This is a genomic window from Rhodococcus sp. UYP9 (genome assembly GCF_040547235.1).
GTDB lineage: Bacteria > Actinomycetota > Actinomycetes > Mycobacteriales > Mycobacteriaceae > Rhodococcoides.
Genome location: NZ_JBEPPH010000002.1, coordinates 102,618 through 119,029 on the forward strand (window position 1 = coordinate 102,618; position 16,412 = coordinate 119,029).

Here is a 16,412-nt window from a genome sequence, read left to right on the forward strand (position 1 = left end):
TCTTGACGTGGCGGGCACACGACGCTCCCCGGATGGAGTCGGTACGCGTCCAACTGAGCGGCAATCGCATCAAGGCAGCCGGACGGATCATCGGCGGTGCCTGCGCGGAGCATCCGGCATTCAGCGCGTCGTACGACCTGGTGACGGACGAAAACGGCATCACTCGCAGGCTCTCGCTGCGAACATTCGTCGCGGGCGGCGAGAAGCAGGCTTCGGTGAGTCGCGACAACGAGGGCTACTGGATGATCGAGAACTCGTCCAACCATCAGCGGTCCACCTACAATGGGGCGCTCGATGTCGACGTCGTGTTCAGCCCATTCTTCAATACGCTGCCGATTCGTCGGCTCGAGTTGCACACCGATGCCTCCGACGTGCAGGTTCCCGTGATCTACGTCAACTTGCTCGACTTGTCCATCCAGCAAGCCGAACTCACCTACAGCAGTGGCGCCGACGGCATCCACGTTCTTTCACCGGTCTCGACATCCACACTGAAGGTCGATTCCGACGGATTCGTACTCGACTACCCGGGGCTCGCCGAGCGAATCTGACGTATCACTCCGCCTTTTCTTCCCGCGGAGCCGAATTTTTCGCGCCACTGATCATCACCCGGTTCGATGCCGGTGATATCGAATCGCTGGTGCTCCTCGTAGAGGGTGCGCGCGCGATGCCCGGCTGTCACGAGCGTGCGCGTCGACCCGTCCGTTGCCAGTTCCTCGCGGGCCCGGGTCAGCACGTCGAGCGCTTCGTCGAGCGCGTCGGTGAGGGCGGCGGAGTTTGCCTCGCACATCGCACTGACCAGAGCCGGTGCCGTCGACGCGACGCGCGTTCCGTCACGAAACGAACCTGCTGCCAGACCCAACGCCAGCGGGCTGCCGGAGGCCCCGACGAGGGCGAGCGTCTCAGCCAGGAGATGCGGAAGATGTGAGATCCGGGCGACAGCGCGGTCGTGCTCACCGCCTTCGACGGGTACGACGACCGAACCGCAGTCGAGTGCAAGCGATGCCACCTCACGCCACACCTGCGGGTCGACGCCGTCGTCGACGCCGACAGCCCAGACTGCGTCGCGAAACAGTTCCGGATCGGCGGCGGACCAACCCGACTGGTCGGTGCCGGCCATGGGATGCCCGCCTACGTACCGCTCCGACAAACCCCGTCGTGACACTGCCGCCGCTACCTCGGCTTTGACGCTGACGACGTCGGTGAGCGCATTGTTCGGTGCATGCTCTGCGATGGCGGCGAGGATTGCGTCGACTGCGGGCATCGGGACCGCGATGACGATCAGCGCACCGGACTCGGCGGCACGGGTGAGCACCGCGGTCAGATCGGTACCGGTGTCGTAGCCGGCTTCGACGGAACCGGCGATCGCGTCCGCGGACCGGTTGTATCCCCATGCGATCCGGCCACCTCGAACGGCAGCTTGCAGAACCGATCCACCGATCAGGCCGAGTCCGAGAACGCACACAGGGGCAGTAGTCACCCGAACAGATTGACACACCGTTCGAAACGGCGTCTTGACGGCGGACTTCAGTTTCGGTGGTCCTCACGACTACCGTTGCGCGCATGGCTGCACAGCGCGGGAGCAACAACTCCGCCAAGGCGAAGAACGACGACGGTCCGGATGACAACAGTTACGACGACCTGGACGGCTTCGGCGTTGCCGTCGTCCGGGAAGACGGCAAGTGGAGAGTGACACCGCTACCGATGTCGGCACTGACGTCGTTGTCGGCGGCGGAAACCGAACTACGGGAGATGCGCAGCTCGGGCGCGGTATTCGGGCTACTCGACATCGACGACGAGTTCTTCGTCATCCTCCGGCCCGCGCCGTCGGGCACACATTTGCTGATCTCCGATGCCACCGCAGCGATCGAATACGACATCGCTGCCGAGGTACTCGACGCACTCAACGTAGATATCCCCGATATCGACCCGGATGACCTCGATGACATCGAGCCCTATGAAGAAGGCAATCTTGCGTTGCTGGCCGATCTAGGCCTGCCTGAAGCGGTCCTGGGCATCATCGTGGCCGAAACCGATCTCTATCCGGACGAGCAGCTCGGTTCGATCGCAGAGCGACTCGGCTTCCCCGACGAACTCGCGGCCGTTCTGGACAAGTTTCCTCGGTAGTCCGGCGTGGTCGACGAGGATCTGATCCGAGCGGCACTCGCCGCTGCGGGGGATGCGTCCGATCGTGACGTTCCGGTCGGCGCAGTAATCTTCGACGCCGACGGACGCGAACTGGCCCGTGCCGCGAATGCGCGCGAGTCCACCGGGGACCCGACGGCTCACGCCGAGATTCTGGCGCTGCGGGCGGCCGCCGCTGTGCACGGCGACGGGTGGCGGCTCGAAGGGTGCACGCTGGCCGTGACCCTGGAACCCTGCACGATGTGCGCCGGCGCACTGGTCCTGGCTCGTGTCGAAAGGGTGGTCTTCGGGGCGTGGGAACCGAAGACAGGCGCCGTCGGATCGCTGTGGGATGTCGTTCGAGACCGTCGACTCACTCACCGACCGCACGTCCGTGGTGGGATTCTCGAAGCGGAGTGCGCTGCCACCCTGCGTGAATTCTTCGCCCGCGAACGCTTATGAACTTCTCATGTTTGACGGCTGCACCCACGGGATAAGCCCCTAGAGCAAGGGGCGCGGTACCCGCGCTCGGTAACTCCATTGCCTAGGAGGCACTAATGGGACTCGACGACAAGATCTCGAACAAGACCGAGGATCTGGGCGGCAAGGCAAAGGAAGCTGCCGGTTCGGCCACCGGAAACAAGGACCTCGAGAACGAGGGCAAGGGCGATCAGGTCTCTTCCGCAGTCAAGGATGGCGCGGAGAAGGTCAAGGACGCAGCCTCCACCATCAAGGACAAGCTCACCGGACACTGATCCACCAACGCTGAGCTGGCGATTTAGTGTCGCGCCGTCACTGCGGTACAGTTTTCCGCGGTGGCGTGTCCGAGCGGCCTAAGGAGCGCGCCTCGAAAGCGCGTGACGGGTAACCCCCGTCCGAGGGTTCAAATCCCTCCGCCACCGCCAAGAGCGCCCCACCTGCATCACGCAGGTGGGGCGCTTTTTTGTGCCTTCTTCGCATGTCCTCCACAACTACTGCTCCCGAAATCGTGGCGCAAAGCGTGGAATTGCTCTACTCTGCCTAGAGTGGCTAGCTAAAAAACTAAGACAGCAAGTTCGAATGGAGTCCGATGGCACGCGCAGGGGTGACGCTTTCTCGCTTGACCGAGGTGGCGGCGGACATGGCCGACGAGATCGGTTTCCAGAACGTGACAATGCTCGCTGTGGCCCGCTCGTTCGGCGTCAAGGACGCGAGCCTGTACTCGCACATAAAGAACCTGCGAGATTTACGCCAGCGGGTATCCGTCGCGTCGTTGTCCGAGCTCGCAGACCGTGTCTCCGACGCCTTGGCAGGCAGGGCGGGCAAGGACGCACTCGTCGCATTCGCGAACGCCTACCGCGACTACGCCAGGGAGCATCCGGGACGCTACGCATCGACGCAATTCGACCTCGACCCGGACGTGGCAGCGGCCAGTGATGCCCGACGGCATTCGGCCATGTCGCGTGCTGTCTTGCGTGCCTACGCTCTCGCCGAACCGGACGAGACCGATGCGGTCCGGCTGCTGGGCAGTACGTTTCACGGTTTCATCGCGCTCGAGGCTGCGGGTGGCTTCGCGTACACCCCGCGTGAATCCGAGGACTCGTGGAAAAGGGTGCTCGACGTGCTTCACCACGCACTCGAACATTGGCCGACACTTACCAAGGAGTGATATCACCATGGACCCTGTCACCGAACAGGACATACGCGCGTCATTCGTCAACTGCTCCAAGGGGGACACGAAGCGGATGAGCGTTCCACGTGACCTCGACGAAAAGCGTTGGGAAGAACTGGATTTCCTCGGATGGACCGATAGCTCGTACGCGGGCCGCGGCTACCTCGTCGTTCCGCGTCCAGCAGGTGTCATCGGCATTGCGTTGCGTTACGAGACAACAGGATCCGATCGAGCACAGATGTGCACGATCTGCACGACCACGCATTCGCGGGGGAACGTGTCGCTGATGACGGCGAAGAAGGTCGGCGAATCAGGTCGACGTGGAAACACTGTCGGCACGTACATGTGCACCGATCTCGCATGCTCGCTGTACGCGAGAGGTAAAAAGACCCCGGCGCTGGGCAATCGATACCGCGAGAACCTCACTCCCGAGGAGCGTGCTGGGCGAGTGAGGGAAAATATCGAACTGTTCGTCCATCGACTCTATATCTGAGTACGGGTGAGCCCAGCAGTCGAAACGCTCGGAAACGGCAGCTGCGTTCAGCAACTTCCGTTTCCAGCAGCACTGAGTCCGCGCACAATTTCCTGCTGATCCTCTACCGACACTGTCGACCAACTCGGATTGGATTCCATTTTTCCTCTCATCCCCACGACGGACTGTTCCCGGCTAGCTGCCCCTGTCGATTCCAACGCGTCGATCGCGGGAAGGAAGCGCTGACAGATGTCGAGGTACAACGCTTCGCCATGCGGCATATCCGTTCCTTCCGGCGGTAGAGCCACGTTCGCCTCCGGTGCCGGCATCGGCTCGGGGGATCCGAGCGGCGTCGCGACCGGGGGTAAATCTGCTCCCACATCCTCGGGCAGCGGCTCGGGTGATCGCGGTGGCGTCGCAAGCGGGGGAGCCTCGGCTGCGGTCGAGGGCCCGGCGGGAGCCGAGGATGCAGGCGCAGTTGCGGAAGATGTCGCCGAGGTGGCCGGAGCCGAAGCCTCGCTCGACGAGTTGGGCGCCTCCGAACTGCAACCGGTGAGCGCAAGAATCGAGAGCACGCCGACCCACATCATCCGCATCATGAGCAAAGTATGTATCAGGGGAGTGGCTCGATCAGTTCAGCGATACAGCGTGTTCGGCAATGGTATCGATCGACGTCGACCACGCCACCGACGTGGGATCGACGAAGTCACTATGACCCAGGCCGGGCAGAATCTCGAGCTCGGCAGAGTCTCCCACCGACCGAGCGGCCTCGACGTACACCTTGCTTTGGTTCACCGACACGGTCGCGTCGCTGTCACCGTGAATTGCTGTGACCGCGACGTCGGTCGGAAGATGGTTGATCGGCGATGCGATGCGATAGTTGTCGGGAACCTGGTCGGGCATGCCACCGAGGAATGCAGGGACAAACCTGTCGTTGCCGATGTTCGCTGCCCGCGCCATGTCGAAGACCCCGGCCATGATTGTCGCGCTGGCTGGACGGATGCGTGGTTGCGCCCCCGGCGCGGACGCGTCGAGTGTGTGTCGGCCGGCGATCCACGCCGCGAGTTGCCCGCCCGCGGAGTGCCCCGCAACCTGTACGCGGTCCAGATCCAATCGACCACCGGCGGCTTCCTGAACGGTGTTCGCAAGTGCTTCCGTTGCGTTGTCGACGTCGGCGAGGGTGTCCCGCCAGTCGACACCGCGGCGGTACTCGATGTTCCACACGGCGATTCCGCGATCGGCAATCGCCTGCGAAATGGGAGCGAAGTACGTCATGTCGTACTTCGCTTGCCAACCGCCGCCGTGGACCATGACCACAACGGGGAGTCCGTCGACGCCGTTGTCGGGGAGATAGAGATCTCCGATGTTGTCTTTGCTCGCACCGTACGCAAGTCGGATCGGTGGATCGGACTGTGCGGGGACCAGCGCAGGCGACGGCGTCGGAAGCGCCTGCGGCACTTGGGTCTGCTGGGTAGAGGTGCATCCGGAGAGAAGGGCGAGAGTTGTAAGGCAAGTGAGGGTTCGGCTTGATCTCACCGACTACCACCGGTCCAAGCGAGGAGTTCCTCGAGTGCCCAAGTGTTGATGATGCGTTCGGCCGGAACGCCCTGTTGTTCGGCTCGAATGCATCCGTAGCCCTGCCAATCCAATTGGCCCGGCGCGTGCGCGTCGGTGTCGATGGAGAACAGGCAGTCGCGTTCGAGCACGATGTCGATGAGCCGCTCGGGTGGGTCCTGGCGTTCCGGTCGAGCGTTGATCTCGACCGCAGTGCCGAACTGTTTACAGCCTTCGAACACCACCTCGGCGTCGAACTTCGATTCCGGCCGAGTGCCGCGACCGCCCTCGACGAGCCTGCCGGTGCAGTGACCGAGCACATCGACGTGGGGGTTGGCGATTGCGTTGACCATCCGCCGCGTCATGGTGTCCGAGTCGGCACGAAGGTTCGAATGCACGCTTGCCACAACGATATCCAGCTCGGCGAGCAGCCCTCCGTCTTGGTCGAGGCTCCCGTCGTCGAGGATGTCCACCTCGATTCCGGTAAGGATGCGGAACGGCGCCAGTTGCTCGTTGAGTTCGGCGACGACGTCGAGTTGACGGCGTAAACGCTCGGCCGTCAGTCCGTGGGCGACAGTGAGTCTCGGCGAATGGTCGGTAAGCGCGCAGTACTCGTGGCCGAGCCGGCGGGCCGTTCGCATCATCTCCTCGATCGGGCTTCCGCCGTCGGACCAGTTCGAGTGGGTGTGCAGATCACCGCGCAGCGCGGCACGTAGATCGTTCTCGCCGATCGGCTGTGCCTCGGCGCGCTTCTCCTCGAGATATTCGGGGACCTCTCCTGCGACGGCCTGCCGGATGATGAGGGAAGTCTTAGCGCCGATCCCCGGCAGAGCGGACCACGAGTCAGTTCTGTTGCGCTCCGAACGCGCAGCTTCGTCCAACGATTCCACGACGTCGGCTGCCCGTCGATATGCCTTGACACGGTGCGTGTCTGCGCGTGAGCGTTCGAGCCAATAGGCGATCTCGCGGAGTGCTTCGATCGGGTCCATGTCCCTATTGTCCAGTAGTCGCGTGCGGGTCGACCAACGCGGCGTTCGGCTGCCAGTCGTACACCACCGAGGTGCGCAGCACGATGTCCTGCAACGATCGCCTGCGCCCGTCGACAGCCGCCCACAACAGACCGAAAGCGAACACGACACAGAGCACGGCCCGTAATGCCGCCAACGGCCACCGCAGCACTCCGTGACGGGGGGAGACCAGTCGGACACCCATCAGAATTGCGCCGACCGTACGACCGGTCGTCGCCCAGCACAGCGTCAGATAGCCGATCGACAACGCAAGAAAGACCGAAATCGACAGGAATACCGCAGGAGAAGGAAAGCTGAAGGACTGCGGACTGAACAGCAACTGCATGAAGAGGGAGCCGACGTACACCGACCCCATCAGCGCCCCGACCACGGCGAGATCGATGAACGCTGCAACTCCGCGCGTGACGATCCCGGCCGGCCGCATGTCCTCGAATGAAGGTTGTGGATGGCTCATGGGGTCGCCGGACCTTGATCGCGTCCGAACAGCCGTCCGACGAAATGCGTCACCGCATCGTCGGCCTGCATTCCCTGGCTGCGGACTCCTCGCACAGCCTCGGCCGACAGCGACCCCGTCGACTCGCGAATGATGTCCGGCAGGTCGACGCCCTCGATCACGAAGTTCGCGAGAGCGATCAGGTCCACCTTGGCGATCGCGGAATCGAGGTTCACCCGCGCAACGGCGCGATCGAGGTCGACGGTCTCGATGATGGCATCGAGATCGACTCGACCGATGACGGCGGCAATGTCGACCCGCGACACGGCCTTGTCGAGGTCCACTCGGGCGACCACGCTGTCGAGATCTACCCTCGCGACAGCTCTGTCCAGGTCGACGCCCTCGACGATGGAATCGATATCGACGTTCTCTCGGATGAGCCGCGTCAGATCGATCTCGTCCAGGGCAGCAGCTACCACCTTGGTGATCGTGAGACGAATCAGAGCGTCCACGACTACAGCGGCTGCAGCTACCGCCCGCTCGCCGCGTACGGACAGAGCTTCGGCAGGTCCGGACAGCCCGGGGAGGCGGGTGAGCATGCGCAAGGATCCGCGTGCGGCACCTGCTGCCGTCACCGCCATGCCGGCAGCGAGGTTGATCAGTCGTACTTCGTCCGGCATACGCGCCACCACCTTGATCGTCGAATACCAGCATTCCAGTTCGGGAGGAGTTTTGGTACGGCTATCCAGTCCGAGCCCTGCCGGCGAAGACGGACGAATATCTCAGTAACTTGCCAGGCGCTAGGTCACCCATCGAGTTGAAGGTGCAACTAGCATCGGGTTGCATGACCAAGAAACGGTGGAGTGCGCTCGGGATAGTGGTCGTAGTGGCCCTCGTAATTCTCGTCGGACCCTGGATCTACGGCAAAATTTTCGCCGAGGACGACGCCCCTGCAGCTACCGTGTCCACGTCCGGAGCGCAGGCCGCGTCGACCGACGGCATCGACGGACGGTGGACGGTGGTCGCGGGAGACGCGGCCAACACGACGGCCGCGGGATACACCGTCAAGGAGGTCCTCAACGGGGCCGACGTCACGGTCGTGGGTTCGACCACCGAAGTGAGCGGCAGCGTCACCATCGCCGATAATTCGCTCACCGCGGGCGAGGTTGTGGTGCAGACGAATTCGATCAGTACCGACAATGGGCGGCGCGACAGCCAGTTCCGCGGAAACATCTTCGACACGGCCACCTACCCGACGGCAATGTTCACCATCGATTCGCCTGTCGATCTGTCGGCACTCCCGAAGGACGGAACTACCGAAACTGTCACAGCAGAAGGCACTCTGACACTCAAAGACCAGTCGCGGAAGGTCTCGGTTCAGATGGAGGTACTGCAATCCGGTGATTCGCTGATCGCGTCGGGAAGTATCCCGACGACGTGGAGCGACTACGGAATCGAACCGCCATCACTAGGATTCGTGACAGTCGAAGCAACCGGATCCGTGGACTTTCTGATCAACTCGAGCACTTAGAACACCGATTCGAGGAACGTCGATCCATGTGCCCCAGCCTCGTGGCAGGATTTGGGAAAGAAGATCACCTCGCGGAGGAGATGCACATGAAGATCACCGATATCATCGCCGACATTGCGGTACCCGATATGGGCGAGGCACGAAGCTTCTACACCGACTACCTCGGCCTGAGCGTCGAAGAGTTCAACCTGGGATGGGTCGCCCGGTACACGTCGCCGAGCACAGGAGCCCACATCCAAATTCTTACGCACGACGCGTCTGCCTCCGCCAACCCCGTCGTCTCGATCAAAGTCGACGACATCGACGCGGCCCTCGCCGAGGCGCAGGAGAATGGGTACGACATCGTGCATCCGCTGACCACCGAAACCTGGGGAGTGACTCGATTCTTCGTCCGGGCTCCGGATGGGAACGTCTTCAATATCGTCCAACAGCACTGAGAGAACGCCGTTTTGCCCGTGCCGTCGGGTGTTTGGACTCCTACTTTGGCCCGTCGATACTCGACGCGTTCTCCCCGTCGGTTGCGGCGGTGCTGACGATGAACTTGCGGAATACAGTTTGCATGGATTCGACTACGAGAATGTGGCTGTCCAAGACATCGACGAGGTTGTTGTCACCGCCCACTGCTTTCAGCGAAAACTTCCGCGCCAGCGCCCGGCCGGATTCGAAGTCACCCATGCCTTTGATATTTCCAAGCCCGCTTGCGTCAACTTTCAACACGTTCAGTGTCGCCAGGTACTCATCGCACGCTCTGTCACAGAGTCTTGCGGCATCCTCTTCGAGAATCAGGTCCCCCATATCTGCAGCGAGTGCTAGATCTTGCCAGTGACTGAGCAGATCAATCCCAATCGGTGGTGGGCTCATGGAGTCTCCTCGGTTACGTTCACTGCTCAGGACGGTGGTAGGAACTGCTCGATATCTTCGGTGTGGCGAAGAACTATTTCGCATAGATCGCCATTTTTTGTATCGGTCACACTGTGGCTGAGGGCGAAGATCTGCGCCAACCCCTCGTTGGTGTCGAATGCGACATTGCATATGCCGAGCGCATCTGTAGCTTGCAATCGGTACTGCAGAGCGGTCCGCGTGCCGACAGTGATGTCACTGAAGTCCGTGTTGTCGGCTTTGTTTCGAACATCCTGGAGCGTGAACTTTTGCGAAAACTGGATCTGATACGAGTACCAAGTGTTGCCATTCGGACCGTTCCACCCGCACATTTTCCATTCCCTTGTCGACGTGCCCGGGCCCAGCCCTTCCCTCTCCGATTGCGGATCGAGTCCGGTGCGCGCGATGGCGTCGTCGGGGATGGTGCAGGGGTCGAACTGGTCGGCCAGTGAGGGTTCGCCGGCGACCGCGTTGCCTTCGACGGGTTGGCCGCAGCTGGTGAGGAGGGTCAGGGCAGCGGCTGTTGCCAGCACTCCACGTCGCATCGCCCCTCCTTGATTGTTCCGTCGACAGATTAGACGCAGTCGAGACAGAAACGGTTCCCTTCCGCCGGCGCCTGAGCCAAACCGGTGAATTCGCTCGACCGCCCGGGTCTGCTTACTGGACCAACCAGATTCGAGGAGGATGCATCACATGCGTCGACTGCTCTATTTCCATGGTGCCGGCGGATACGTCGACGATCGCCCGATAGCGGAAGGGCTTGCGCACAGACTCGGGTGTGCCATGGAGATGCCGCACATCCCGGACCAAGATATGTCGTTCGAGGCATGGGCCACGATTGTCCGTACGTATCTGGACGCGATGAAGTCCGGGGATATCGTCGTCGGGCATTCTTTCGGCGCATCGATCCTGATACGTGTGCTTGCGGAGAAACGTCGAGCCATTCCGTCGAACGCAGTGCTGCTGGCGATGCCGGACTGGACTCCGAAAGGCTGGGACGTCGAAGACTATGCGTTCACCGGACCTCAACCCGAGATGGCGCTGGCCTTGCATCATTGCCGCGACGACGACGTCGTCCCGTTTACCCACCTGAAGTTGCACGCGGCCCGCCTGCCCTCGGCGTCGGTGCACGAGCACAGATCGGGTGGGCACCAGTTCGTTGGCGTTCTCGACACGATCGCAGCCTGCTGGACGGTATAAGCGCGCACCGTTTTTACCAAGCAAGCCCCCGTATTCGCGTGTGAGAAGAGGTGCGGGCTTACCAAAAAGGGTGTCCGCTCCAAAAGGGTGTCCGTACCAAAAGGGTGTCCGCTCAACCAACGAGGAACTGGCTCATTTCCTATTCCAATGATAGGAATTGGGGACATCCTACGAAGGGACCGACGGTGCACATTACCGCCAAGGCGGATTATGCCGTGCGGACGCTACTCGAGCTCGCGGCGGCCGGCGGAGCTCCGGGGAAGGCGGAGGCGCTGGCGACGGCGCAGAACATCCCGCACAAGTTCTTGGAGTCCGTTCTCGCCGATCTCCGGCGAGCCGATTTGGTGCGCAGTAGGCGTGGTCCGGATGGCGGTTACTGGTTGGCCCGTCCGCCCGCGGAAATTTCCGTCGCCGATGTCATTCGAGCGGTCGAGGGTCCGTTGGCGTCGGTGCGGGGTCAGCGCCCGGAGGATGTCGACTATCCCGGTCCTGCCGAACCCCTTCGGTTGGTGTGGCTTGCTGTGCGATCGAATATGCGCGCTGTTCTGGAGGCTGTCTCGTTGGCGGAGATCGCCGACGACGACCTGCCGTCGCTCATCTTCGACTTGACCAGCGATCCGGCGGCGTGGGCACGACGCTGAAGCAGCCCTTAGTGATGTGTCCTAGTTCATAAGCAATAAGCGTTGTGACGCATTCGACATATTTGCAGTCGAGTGCAACATTGCAGAACTCTGCAAAGTCCGTAGTTTGGATGAAGTGACAGCTCCCAGCACCGGCCTTCGTGATCTGAAGAAGGCAGCAACCCGCGATGCTCTCGGTCTCGCGGCCGTCCGTCTCGGCACGGCTCGGGGACTGGACGCGGTCACCGCCGACGCCATTGCTGCCGAGGCCGGCGTCTCCACACGGACATTTCACAACTACTTCGCCAACAAAGAAGAAGCTGTCCTCCATCACATCGAGACATCTGCGCTCGAGTGGTTCGGGATGCTCCGCGCGCGGCCGGTGGAGGAACCGATCTGGGAATCGCTGCGCTACATCGCGGTATCGATCGTGACCGATCCCGAGCGTGATCTCGGCGAGACGTTCGCGGCGGCACAGCTCATCGAGTCCAATCCTGCAGTGATGGCCCGCAAGCTCGAAGTTCACCAGTCGCTCACCCGCGTGCTGGGCGAAGCGATCGCGCAGCGAACCGGCACCGACATCGAGACCGATCTCTATCCGAACCTGCTGCAGATGGCCGTCGGCGCCGCTGTCGTTGCAGCGCTGACCCTCTGGACCAACGACACCTCGGGGCTCCTCTCACCCAAAGAGCTCGTCGAGGATGCATTCGATCAACTGCAAGCAGGCCTTCCGGCCCCGAATACAACGAACACGAACTGAGGAACCAACCAGTGGCCACCTATCTATACCGAATCGGCAAGTTCGCTTACCGACGAAAAGGCATAGTCATTGCCCTGTGGCTCGCGACTCTGGTGCTGGCGGGCATCGGCGCGTCGACCCTCTCGGGTCCGACTGCCAACTCGTTCAATATTCCGGGCACACCCGCGCAGTCCGCACTCGACCTGCAGTCCGAGCGATTCGGTAACGCCGAAGACCCGCTGACGGCTGTCTCGGCGAACTACGTTTTCGCAGCTCCTGATGGTCAAAGCCTCGATACGTCCGCGTACACCGCAGCGATCGATGCCACCATCGGCGAGATCGACAAGATCGACGACGTCGAGGCCTCGGCCAAGCCAGGCGGGCAGAAGCCGCTGGTCGGCCCGGTTGCAGCCAACAAGGCAATCGTCGAGCAGTACAACGAGCTCGCAGCCAAGGACGGCACTGCTCCCGATGTCGCGGCCGCCAATGCTGCAGCGCTGTCGCCGTTGAGCCCGGAGGGCAACATCGGCACGCTCGATGTCCCGATTGCCGCCGAACTCGCCGACGTCACCGACGATCTGCGTACTGCACTCGACGATGCTGCTCAGCCGGCACGCGATGCGGGCCTCACCGTCGAACTCGGTGGCAGTGTCGCCCAGGATGCGTCCCCACCGGGCGGGACGTCCGAAATTGTCGGCCTGGCCGTCGCCGCCATCGTGCTGCTCATCATGTTCGGGTCGGCCGCCGCGGCCAGCCTTCCGCTGATCACTGCCATCGTCGGCATCGGTATCAGCAGCCTCGCCATCACCACCGCGTCCGGCTTCGCCGATCTGTCCTCGTTCACCCCGATTCTCGCGGTGATGATCGGCCTCGCGGTCGCCATCGACTACTCGCTGTTCATTCTCGCTCGATATAGGCATGAGCTGACGCTCACCGATGATCGGGAGGAAGCCGTCGGACGCTCCGTCGGAACCGCTGGATCGGCCGTCGTATTCGCCGGCGCAACTGTATTGATTGCCCTTGTCGCGCTACGCGTCGTCGGAATTCCGTTCCTTTCGCAGATGGGTCTTGCCGCGGCCTTCGCCGTGTTCACCGCAGTGCTGATTGCGCTGACCTTCCTGCCCGCAATGCTCGGCCTCTACAAGGGCAAGGCTTTCGCAGGCAAGATCAAGTTCGTCAACACCACCGACCCTGAGGATCCGAACGCGACGCCCACCAACGGCCTTCGTTGGGCACGCTTCCTGGTCAAGCGCCCAGCTCTGGGTCTCATCGGCGGCATCGTGCTCCTCGGCGTCATCGCAGGCCCGACGACCGGACTCTCGCTCGCACTGCCGAGCATCGCCACGGCCGACCCGGCGACATCCGTGCGCAAGGCCTACGACCTCGAAGGTGAAGGATTCGGACCGGGCAAGAGTGGACCGCTTCTGACCATCGCCGACGCCACCGATGTAGCCGACGCCGATCGCACCGCGGCTTTCCAGAAGGTCGTCGACGCGATCTACGAACAATCAGATGTGTCCAACGCTCAGGTCATCGCGGTGAACGAGGCCGGCGATACCGCTCAGATCATCGTGACACCGTCCAGTGGGCCGAACAGTCAGGAAACCAAGGACCTCGTCGAGAACCTGAGGGCTGCGGAATCCGGAGTGAAGGAGAGCACCGGCGTCTCCTACGGCGTGACGGGTCAAACCGCACTCGAGATCGACGTCTCCGAGCGCTTGCAGGACGCGTTGGTGCCGTACCTGGCAGTGGTGGTCGGACTGGCGTTCGTGCTGCTGATGCTGGTGTTCCGCTCCATTCTGGTGCCGTTGACGGCCACGATCGGCTTCTTGCTCAGCGTTCTCGCCACGTTCGGCGCCACGGTGTTCATCTTCCAAGAAGGTGGCCTGGGGTTGATCAGTAACCCTCAACCGATCGTGAGCTTCATGCCGATCTTCCTCATCGGTGTGGTGTTCGGCCTCGCGATGGACTACCAGGTGTTCCTGGTGTCTCGAATGCGCGAGGAGTACGTGCACGGCGCAACTGCGAAGGACGCCGTCGTGAACGGGTTCAAGTACGGCGCACGCGTCGTCACCTCCGCTGCCGTCATCATGATCTCCGTGTTCGCGGCGTTCATGGCCGAACCGGACTCGTTCATCAAGTCGATCGGCTTTGCCTTGGCTGCCGCAGTCTTCTTCGATGCCTTCGTCGTCCGCATGGTCATCATCCCTTCGGTGATGGCGCTTCTCGGCGACAAAGCGTGGTGGTTGCCCAAGTGGCTCGACAAGATTCTTCCCGACGTCGACATCGAAGGCGCCAAGTTGAACGCAGCCAGGCCGACGGCCAAGGAGGAGCAACCAGTCACGGCTTGAGTCGAGATCGGCCGAAGGTTGCCTCGTACACCCCGAAAAGTGTGGAGACTGTTCTATATGTGCACGAGTAACCGTCGGCCGTCATGCTGATTCCACTGCTGAAGACCTATCTGGCCCCGTACAAGCGTTCAATTGTGGCACTGGTGGTGCTGCAGTTCGTGGCCACGGCCGCCTCGCTCTACCTACCGCGACTCAACGCGGACATCATCGACAACGGCGTCACTCGCGGGGACACGGACTACATCGTGTCCACCGGCATGTGGATGCTGGGTGTCTCGCTTGTTCAGATCGTCTGCTCGGTCGCGGCCGTGCTCATCGGTGCGAAAGCTGCCATGGGTGCCGGCCGCGATCTGCGGAAGTCCATTCTGCATCGCGTCGGGACGTTCTCGGCACGTGAAGTCGGGCAGTTCGGCGCGCCGTCGCTCATCACCCGCAACACCAATGACGTGCAACAGGTCCAGCTACTGATCGTCATGGGCTTCACCATCGTGGTGATGGCGCCGATCATGTGTATCGGTGGGGTGGTTATGGCGCTTCGGGAAGACATCGGTCTGGCCTGGATCCTGCTGATCGCGGTCCCCGGACTGGCAATCTCGATGGGACTCATCGTGGTTCGCATGGTGCCGGGGTTCCGGTCCATGCAGATCCGTATCGACGCGGTCAACCGCGTACTCCGTGAGCAGATCACCGGTATCCGCGTCGTCAGGGCTTTCGTGCGTGAGCGATTCGAGATCGATCGATTCGCCGTCGCCAACGACTCTTTGACCGATGCCGCGCTTCGTGTCGGTCGGTTGATGGCCTTGATGTTTCCGACAGTGATGCTGATCAGCAACGTGACCAGCGTCGCGGTGATCTGGTTCGGCGGCCATGCCATCAACGACGGAACCATGGAAATCGGTTCGTTGACAGCGCTTCTCAGCTACATCATGTTGATCCTGATGTCGGTCATGATGGCGTCGTTCATCGCGATGATGGTGCCGCGGGCGTCGGTCTGTGCCGACCGCATCAGCGAGGTGCTTGCCACCGAATCTTCGGTCGTACTGCCTGCCGCGCCCCGGGCATTCGTGACGACGCCCGGCCGTGTCGAGCTGCGGAACGCCGAATTCTCCTTTCCTGGAGCGCAATTCCCCGTACTGAGCGGTGTCGACCTCGTAGCCGAACCAGGCAAGGTCACCGCCATCATCGGCGGTACCGGATCGGGTAAGACCACACTGATCAACCTGATCCCCAGACTCATCGACGTCACGGCCGGGCAGGTCCTGGTCGGCGGCGTCGATATTCGCGAACTCGACATCGACATCCTGAGATCGGAGATCGGCCTCATTCCACAGAAGCCGTACCTGTTCTCCGGAACAATCGCCACAAACCTTCGATACGGCAAGTCCGACGCCACCGAAGAGGAACTGTGGGAGGCGCTCGAGATCGCGCAAGGTGCGGATTTCGTCCGAAAGATGCCCGACGGCCTCGAGACCGCCGTCGCGCAGGGGGGAACAACCGTATCCGGTGGTCAGCGTCAGCGGCTCGCGATCGCACGGGCGCTCGTGCGACGCCCGAGCATCTACCTGTTCGACGACTCGTTCTCCGCGCTCGACCTCACCACCGATGCCAACCTCCGAGGCGCGCTGAAACCCGTCATGAAGGATGCCTGCATGATCGTTGTTGCACAACGCGTTTCGACTATCGTCGACGCGGATCAGATCCTTGTGCTCGACGACGGCAGACCGGTCGGGCTGGGTACGCACGAAGACCTGGTCATCACGTGCCCCACCTACGCCGAGATCGTCGACTCGCAGCACGCGGTGGCAGCATCGTGACGAAGCCTGCTACACAGCC

The 16,412-nt window shown here is 62.2% G+C and carries 21 protein-coding genes and 1 tRNA gene; 14 read left to right on the plus strand and 8 right to left on the minus strand.

The genetic code is table 11. The annotated features are described in order from the left end of the window. Positions 1 to 32 precede the first annotated feature (32 nt). Entirely contained in the window at positions 33 to 548 is a 516-nt protein-coding gene (locus ABIB36_RS06760) for a putative glycolipid-binding domain-containing protein (RefSeq protein ID WP_143542078.1), read from the plus strand. Here the strand turns inward: ABIB36_RS06760 and ABIB36_RS06765 are convergent. After that, complete coding sequence (locus ABIB36_RS06765; RefSeq protein ID WP_354560084.1) at positions 521 to 1,477, minus strand: prephenate dehydrogenase; 957 nt, start codon at positions 1,475 to 1,477, stop codon at positions 521 to 523. The genes ABIB36_RS06760 and ABIB36_RS06765 overlap by 28 nt on opposite strands. Before the next feature lie 83 nt (positions 1,478 to 1,560). Here ABIB36_RS06765 and ABIB36_RS06770 point away from each other — a divergent pair, with 83 nt between their 5' ends. The 6 genes from ABIB36_RS06770 to ABIB36_RS06795 all read left to right on the plus strand — a co-directional run bounded on the left by ABIB36_RS06770 (position 1,561) and on the right by ABIB36_RS06795 (position 4,265). Beyond that, complete coding sequence (locus ABIB36_RS06770; protein WP_354560082.1) at positions 1,561 to 2,124, plus strand: tRNA adenosine deaminase-associated protein; 564 nt, start codon at positions 1,561 to 1,563, stop codon at positions 2,122 to 2,124. 6 nt (positions 2,125 to 2,130) lie between these two features. Further along, positions 2,131 to 2,583, plus strand: coding sequence for a nucleoside deaminase (locus ABIB36_RS06775; RefSeq protein ID WP_354560080.1), 453 nt, complete (start codon positions 2,131 to 2,133; stop codon positions 2,581 to 2,583). 95 nt (positions 2,584 to 2,678) lie between these two features. After that, positions 2,679 to 2,876: a CsbD family protein gene (locus ABIB36_RS06780; RefSeq protein WP_084345727.1), complete on the plus strand. Its 198-nt coding sequence runs from the start codon at positions 2,679 to 2,681 to the stop codon at positions 2,874 to 2,876. Positions 2,877 to 2,935: 59 nt separating this feature from the next. Then, positions 2,936 to 3,026: transfer RNA gene (locus tag ABIB36_RS06785), tRNA-Ser, on the plus strand. A gap of 164 nt (positions 3,027 to 3,190) precedes the next feature. Continuing rightward, positions 3,191 to 3,769 carry a TetR/AcrR family transcriptional regulator gene (locus ABIB36_RS06790; RefSeq protein ID WP_354560078.1) on the plus strand — a complete coding sequence of 193 codons (579 nt, stop codon included), beginning with the start codon at positions 3,191 to 3,193 and terminating at the stop codon, positions 3,767 to 3,769. Between the two features lie 7 nt (positions 3,770 to 3,776). Beyond that, positions 3,777 to 4,265 (plus strand): FBP domain-containing protein, encoded by a 489-nt coding sequence (locus ABIB36_RS06795; RefSeq protein ID WP_084345725.1) that lies wholly within the window; start codon positions 3,777 to 3,779, stop codon positions 4,263 to 4,265. 47 nt (positions 4,266 to 4,312) lie between these two features. Here the strand turns inward: ABIB36_RS06795 and ABIB36_RS06800 are convergent, their stop codons facing one another. The 5 genes from ABIB36_RS06800 to ABIB36_RS06820 form a co-directional block, all read right to left on the minus strand. Next, positions 4,313 to 4,843: a hypothetical protein gene (locus tag ABIB36_RS06800; protein WP_084345724.1), complete on the minus strand. Its 531-nt coding sequence runs from the start codon at positions 4,841 to 4,843 to the stop codon at positions 4,313 to 4,315. 31 nt (positions 4,844 to 4,874) lie between these two features. Further along, positions 4,875 to 5,702, minus strand: a complete 828-nt coding sequence (locus ABIB36_RS06805; protein WP_354560076.1) for an alpha/beta hydrolase family protein — start codon at positions 5,700 to 5,702, stop codon at positions 4,875 to 4,877. A gap of 74 nt (positions 5,703 to 5,776) precedes the next feature. Continuing rightward, positions 5,777 to 6,787, minus strand: coding sequence for a PHP domain-containing protein (locus ABIB36_RS06810; protein ID WP_354560074.1), 1,011 nt, complete (start codon positions 6,785 to 6,787; stop codon positions 5,777 to 5,779). Positions 6,788 to 6,791: 4 nt separating this feature from the next. Next, positions 6,792 to 7,280: an RDD family protein gene (locus ABIB36_RS06815; RefSeq protein ID WP_084345721.1), complete on the minus strand. Its 489-nt coding sequence runs from the start codon at positions 7,278 to 7,280 to the stop codon at positions 6,792 to 6,794. Next, a complete protein-coding gene (locus ABIB36_RS06820) occupies positions 7,277 to 7,939 on the minus strand; it encodes a hypothetical protein (protein ID WP_084345720.1) in 663 nt (220 codons plus the stop codon). Before ABIB36_RS06820 ends, ABIB36_RS06815 begins: the two co-directional genes overlap by 4 nt. Positions 7,940 to 8,103: 164 nt before the next feature. Here ABIB36_RS06820 and ABIB36_RS06825 point away from each other — a divergent pair, with 164 nt between their 5' ends. Together ABIB36_RS06825 and ABIB36_RS06830 are read left to right on the plus strand one after the other, a co-directional pair. Then, positions 8,104 to 8,790, plus strand: a complete 687-nt coding sequence (locus tag ABIB36_RS06825; RefSeq protein ID WP_084345719.1) for a YceI family protein — start codon at positions 8,104 to 8,106, stop codon at positions 8,788 to 8,790. A gap of 86 nt (positions 8,791 to 8,876) precedes the next feature. Next, positions 8,877 to 9,227 (plus strand): VOC family protein, encoded by a 351-nt coding sequence (locus tag ABIB36_RS06830; RefSeq protein ID WP_084345927.1) that lies wholly within the window; start codon positions 8,877 to 8,879, stop codon positions 9,225 to 9,227. Between the two features lie 40 nt (positions 9,228 to 9,267). On the opposite strand, the gene ABIB36_RS06835 is transcribed toward ABIB36_RS06830, so the two are convergent. After that, positions 9,268 to 9,651, minus strand: a complete 384-nt coding sequence (locus ABIB36_RS06835; protein ID WP_354560071.1) for a hypothetical protein — start codon at positions 9,649 to 9,651, stop codon at positions 9,268 to 9,270. Between the two features lie 26 nt (positions 9,652 to 9,677). Next, positions 9,678 to 10,214: a DUF3558 domain-containing protein gene (locus ABIB36_RS06840; RefSeq protein ID WP_354560069.1), complete on the minus strand. Its 537-nt coding sequence runs from the start codon at positions 10,212 to 10,214 to the stop codon at positions 9,678 to 9,680. Between the two features lie 148 nt (positions 10,215 to 10,362). On the opposite strand from ABIB36_RS06840, the gene ABIB36_RS06845 reads away from it, so the two are divergent. The 5 genes from ABIB36_RS06845 to ABIB36_RS06865 all read left to right on the plus strand — a co-directional run bounded on the left by ABIB36_RS06845 (position 10,363) and on the right by ABIB36_RS06865 (position 16,393). Next, complete coding sequence (locus ABIB36_RS06845) at positions 10,363 to 10,869, plus strand: alpha/beta fold hydrolase (RefSeq protein WP_354560067.1); 507 nt, start codon at positions 10,363 to 10,365, stop codon at positions 10,867 to 10,869. Positions 10,870 to 11,054: 185 nt separating this feature from the next. Continuing rightward, positions 11,055 to 11,510 (plus strand): RrF2 family transcriptional regulator, encoded by a 456-nt coding sequence (locus ABIB36_RS06850; RefSeq protein ID WP_186627276.1) that lies wholly within the window; start codon positions 11,055 to 11,057, stop codon positions 11,508 to 11,510. A gap of 106 nt (positions 11,511 to 11,616) precedes the next feature. Then, entirely contained in the window at positions 11,617 to 12,249 is a 633-nt protein-coding gene (locus tag ABIB36_RS06855; RefSeq protein ID WP_354560064.1) for a TetR/AcrR family transcriptional regulator, read from the plus strand. Between the two features lie 11 nt (positions 12,250 to 12,260). Beyond that, positions 12,261 to 14,579, plus strand: coding sequence for an MMPL family transporter (locus ABIB36_RS06860; RefSeq protein WP_354560062.1), 2,319 nt, complete (start codon positions 12,261 to 12,263; stop codon positions 14,577 to 14,579). Positions 14,580 to 14,662: 83 nt separating this feature from the next. Continuing rightward, complete coding sequence (locus tag ABIB36_RS06865) at positions 14,663 to 16,393, plus strand: ABC transporter ATP-binding protein (RefSeq protein ID WP_354560060.1); 1,731 nt, start codon at positions 14,663 to 14,665, stop codon at positions 16,391 to 16,393. The last annotated feature ends 19 nt before the right edge of the window (positions 16,394 to 16,412 follow it).

What these genes read in the sequence shown, in the direction of transcription:
- ABIB36_RS06760 (WP_143542078.1), top strand. Translation starts at nt 33, where the DNA reads ATGGAGTCGGTACGCGTCCAACTGAGCGGCAATCGCATCAAGGCAGCC.
- ABIB36_RS06770 (WP_354560082.1), top strand. Translation starts at nt 1,561, where the DNA reads ATGGCTGCACAGCGCGGGAGCAACAACTCCGCCAAGGCGAAGAACGAC.
- ABIB36_RS06780 (WP_084345727.1), top strand. Translation starts at nt 2,679, where the DNA reads ATGGGACTCGACGACAAGATCTCGAACAAGACCGAGGATCTGGGCGGC.
- ABIB36_RS06790 (WP_354560078.1), top strand. Translation starts at nt 3,191, where the DNA reads ATGGCACGCGCAGGGGTGACGCTTTCTCGCTTGACCGAGGTGGCGGCG.
- ABIB36_RS06795 (WP_084345725.1), top strand. Translation starts at nt 3,777, where the DNA reads ATGGACCCTGTCACCGAACAGGACATACGCGCGTCATTCGTCAACTGC.
- ABIB36_RS06800 (WP_084345724.1), bottom strand. Translation starts at nt 4,843, where the DNA reads ATGATGCGGATGATGTGGGTCGGCGTGCTCTCGATTCTTGCGCTCACC.
- ABIB36_RS06810 (WP_354560074.1), bottom strand. Translation starts at nt 6,787, where the DNA reads ATGGACCCGATCGAAGCACTCCGCGAGATCGCCTATTGGCTCGAACGC.
- ABIB36_RS06815 (WP_084345721.1), bottom strand. Translation starts at nt 7,280, where the DNA reads ATGAGCCATCCACAACCTTCATTCGAGGACATGCGGCCGGCCGGGATC.
- ABIB36_RS06820 (WP_084345720.1), bottom strand. Translation starts at nt 7,939, where the DNA reads ATGCCGGACGAAGTACGACTGATCAACCTCGCTGCCGGCATGGCGGTG.
- ABIB36_RS06825 (WP_084345719.1), top strand. Translation starts at nt 8,104, where the DNA reads ATGACCAAGAAACGGTGGAGTGCGCTCGGGATAGTGGTCGTAGTGGCC.
- ABIB36_RS06830 (WP_084345927.1), top strand. Translation starts at nt 8,877, where the DNA reads ATGAAGATCACCGATATCATCGCCGACATTGCGGTACCCGATATGGGC.
- ABIB36_RS06835 (WP_354560071.1), bottom strand. Translation starts at nt 9,651, where the DNA reads ATGAGCCCACCACCGATTGGGATTGATCTGCTCAGTCACTGGCAAGAT.
- ABIB36_RS06840 (WP_354560069.1), bottom strand. Translation starts at nt 10,214, where the DNA reads ATGCGACGTGGAGTGCTGGCAACAGCCGCTGCCCTGACCCTCCTCACC.
- ABIB36_RS06845 (WP_354560067.1), top strand. Translation starts at nt 10,363, where the DNA reads ATGCGTCGACTGCTCTATTTCCATGGTGCCGGCGGATACGTCGACGAT.
- ABIB36_RS06865 (WP_354560060.1), top strand. Translation starts at nt 14,663, where the DNA reads ATGCTGATTCCACTGCTGAAGACCTATCTGGCCCCGTACAAGCGTTCA.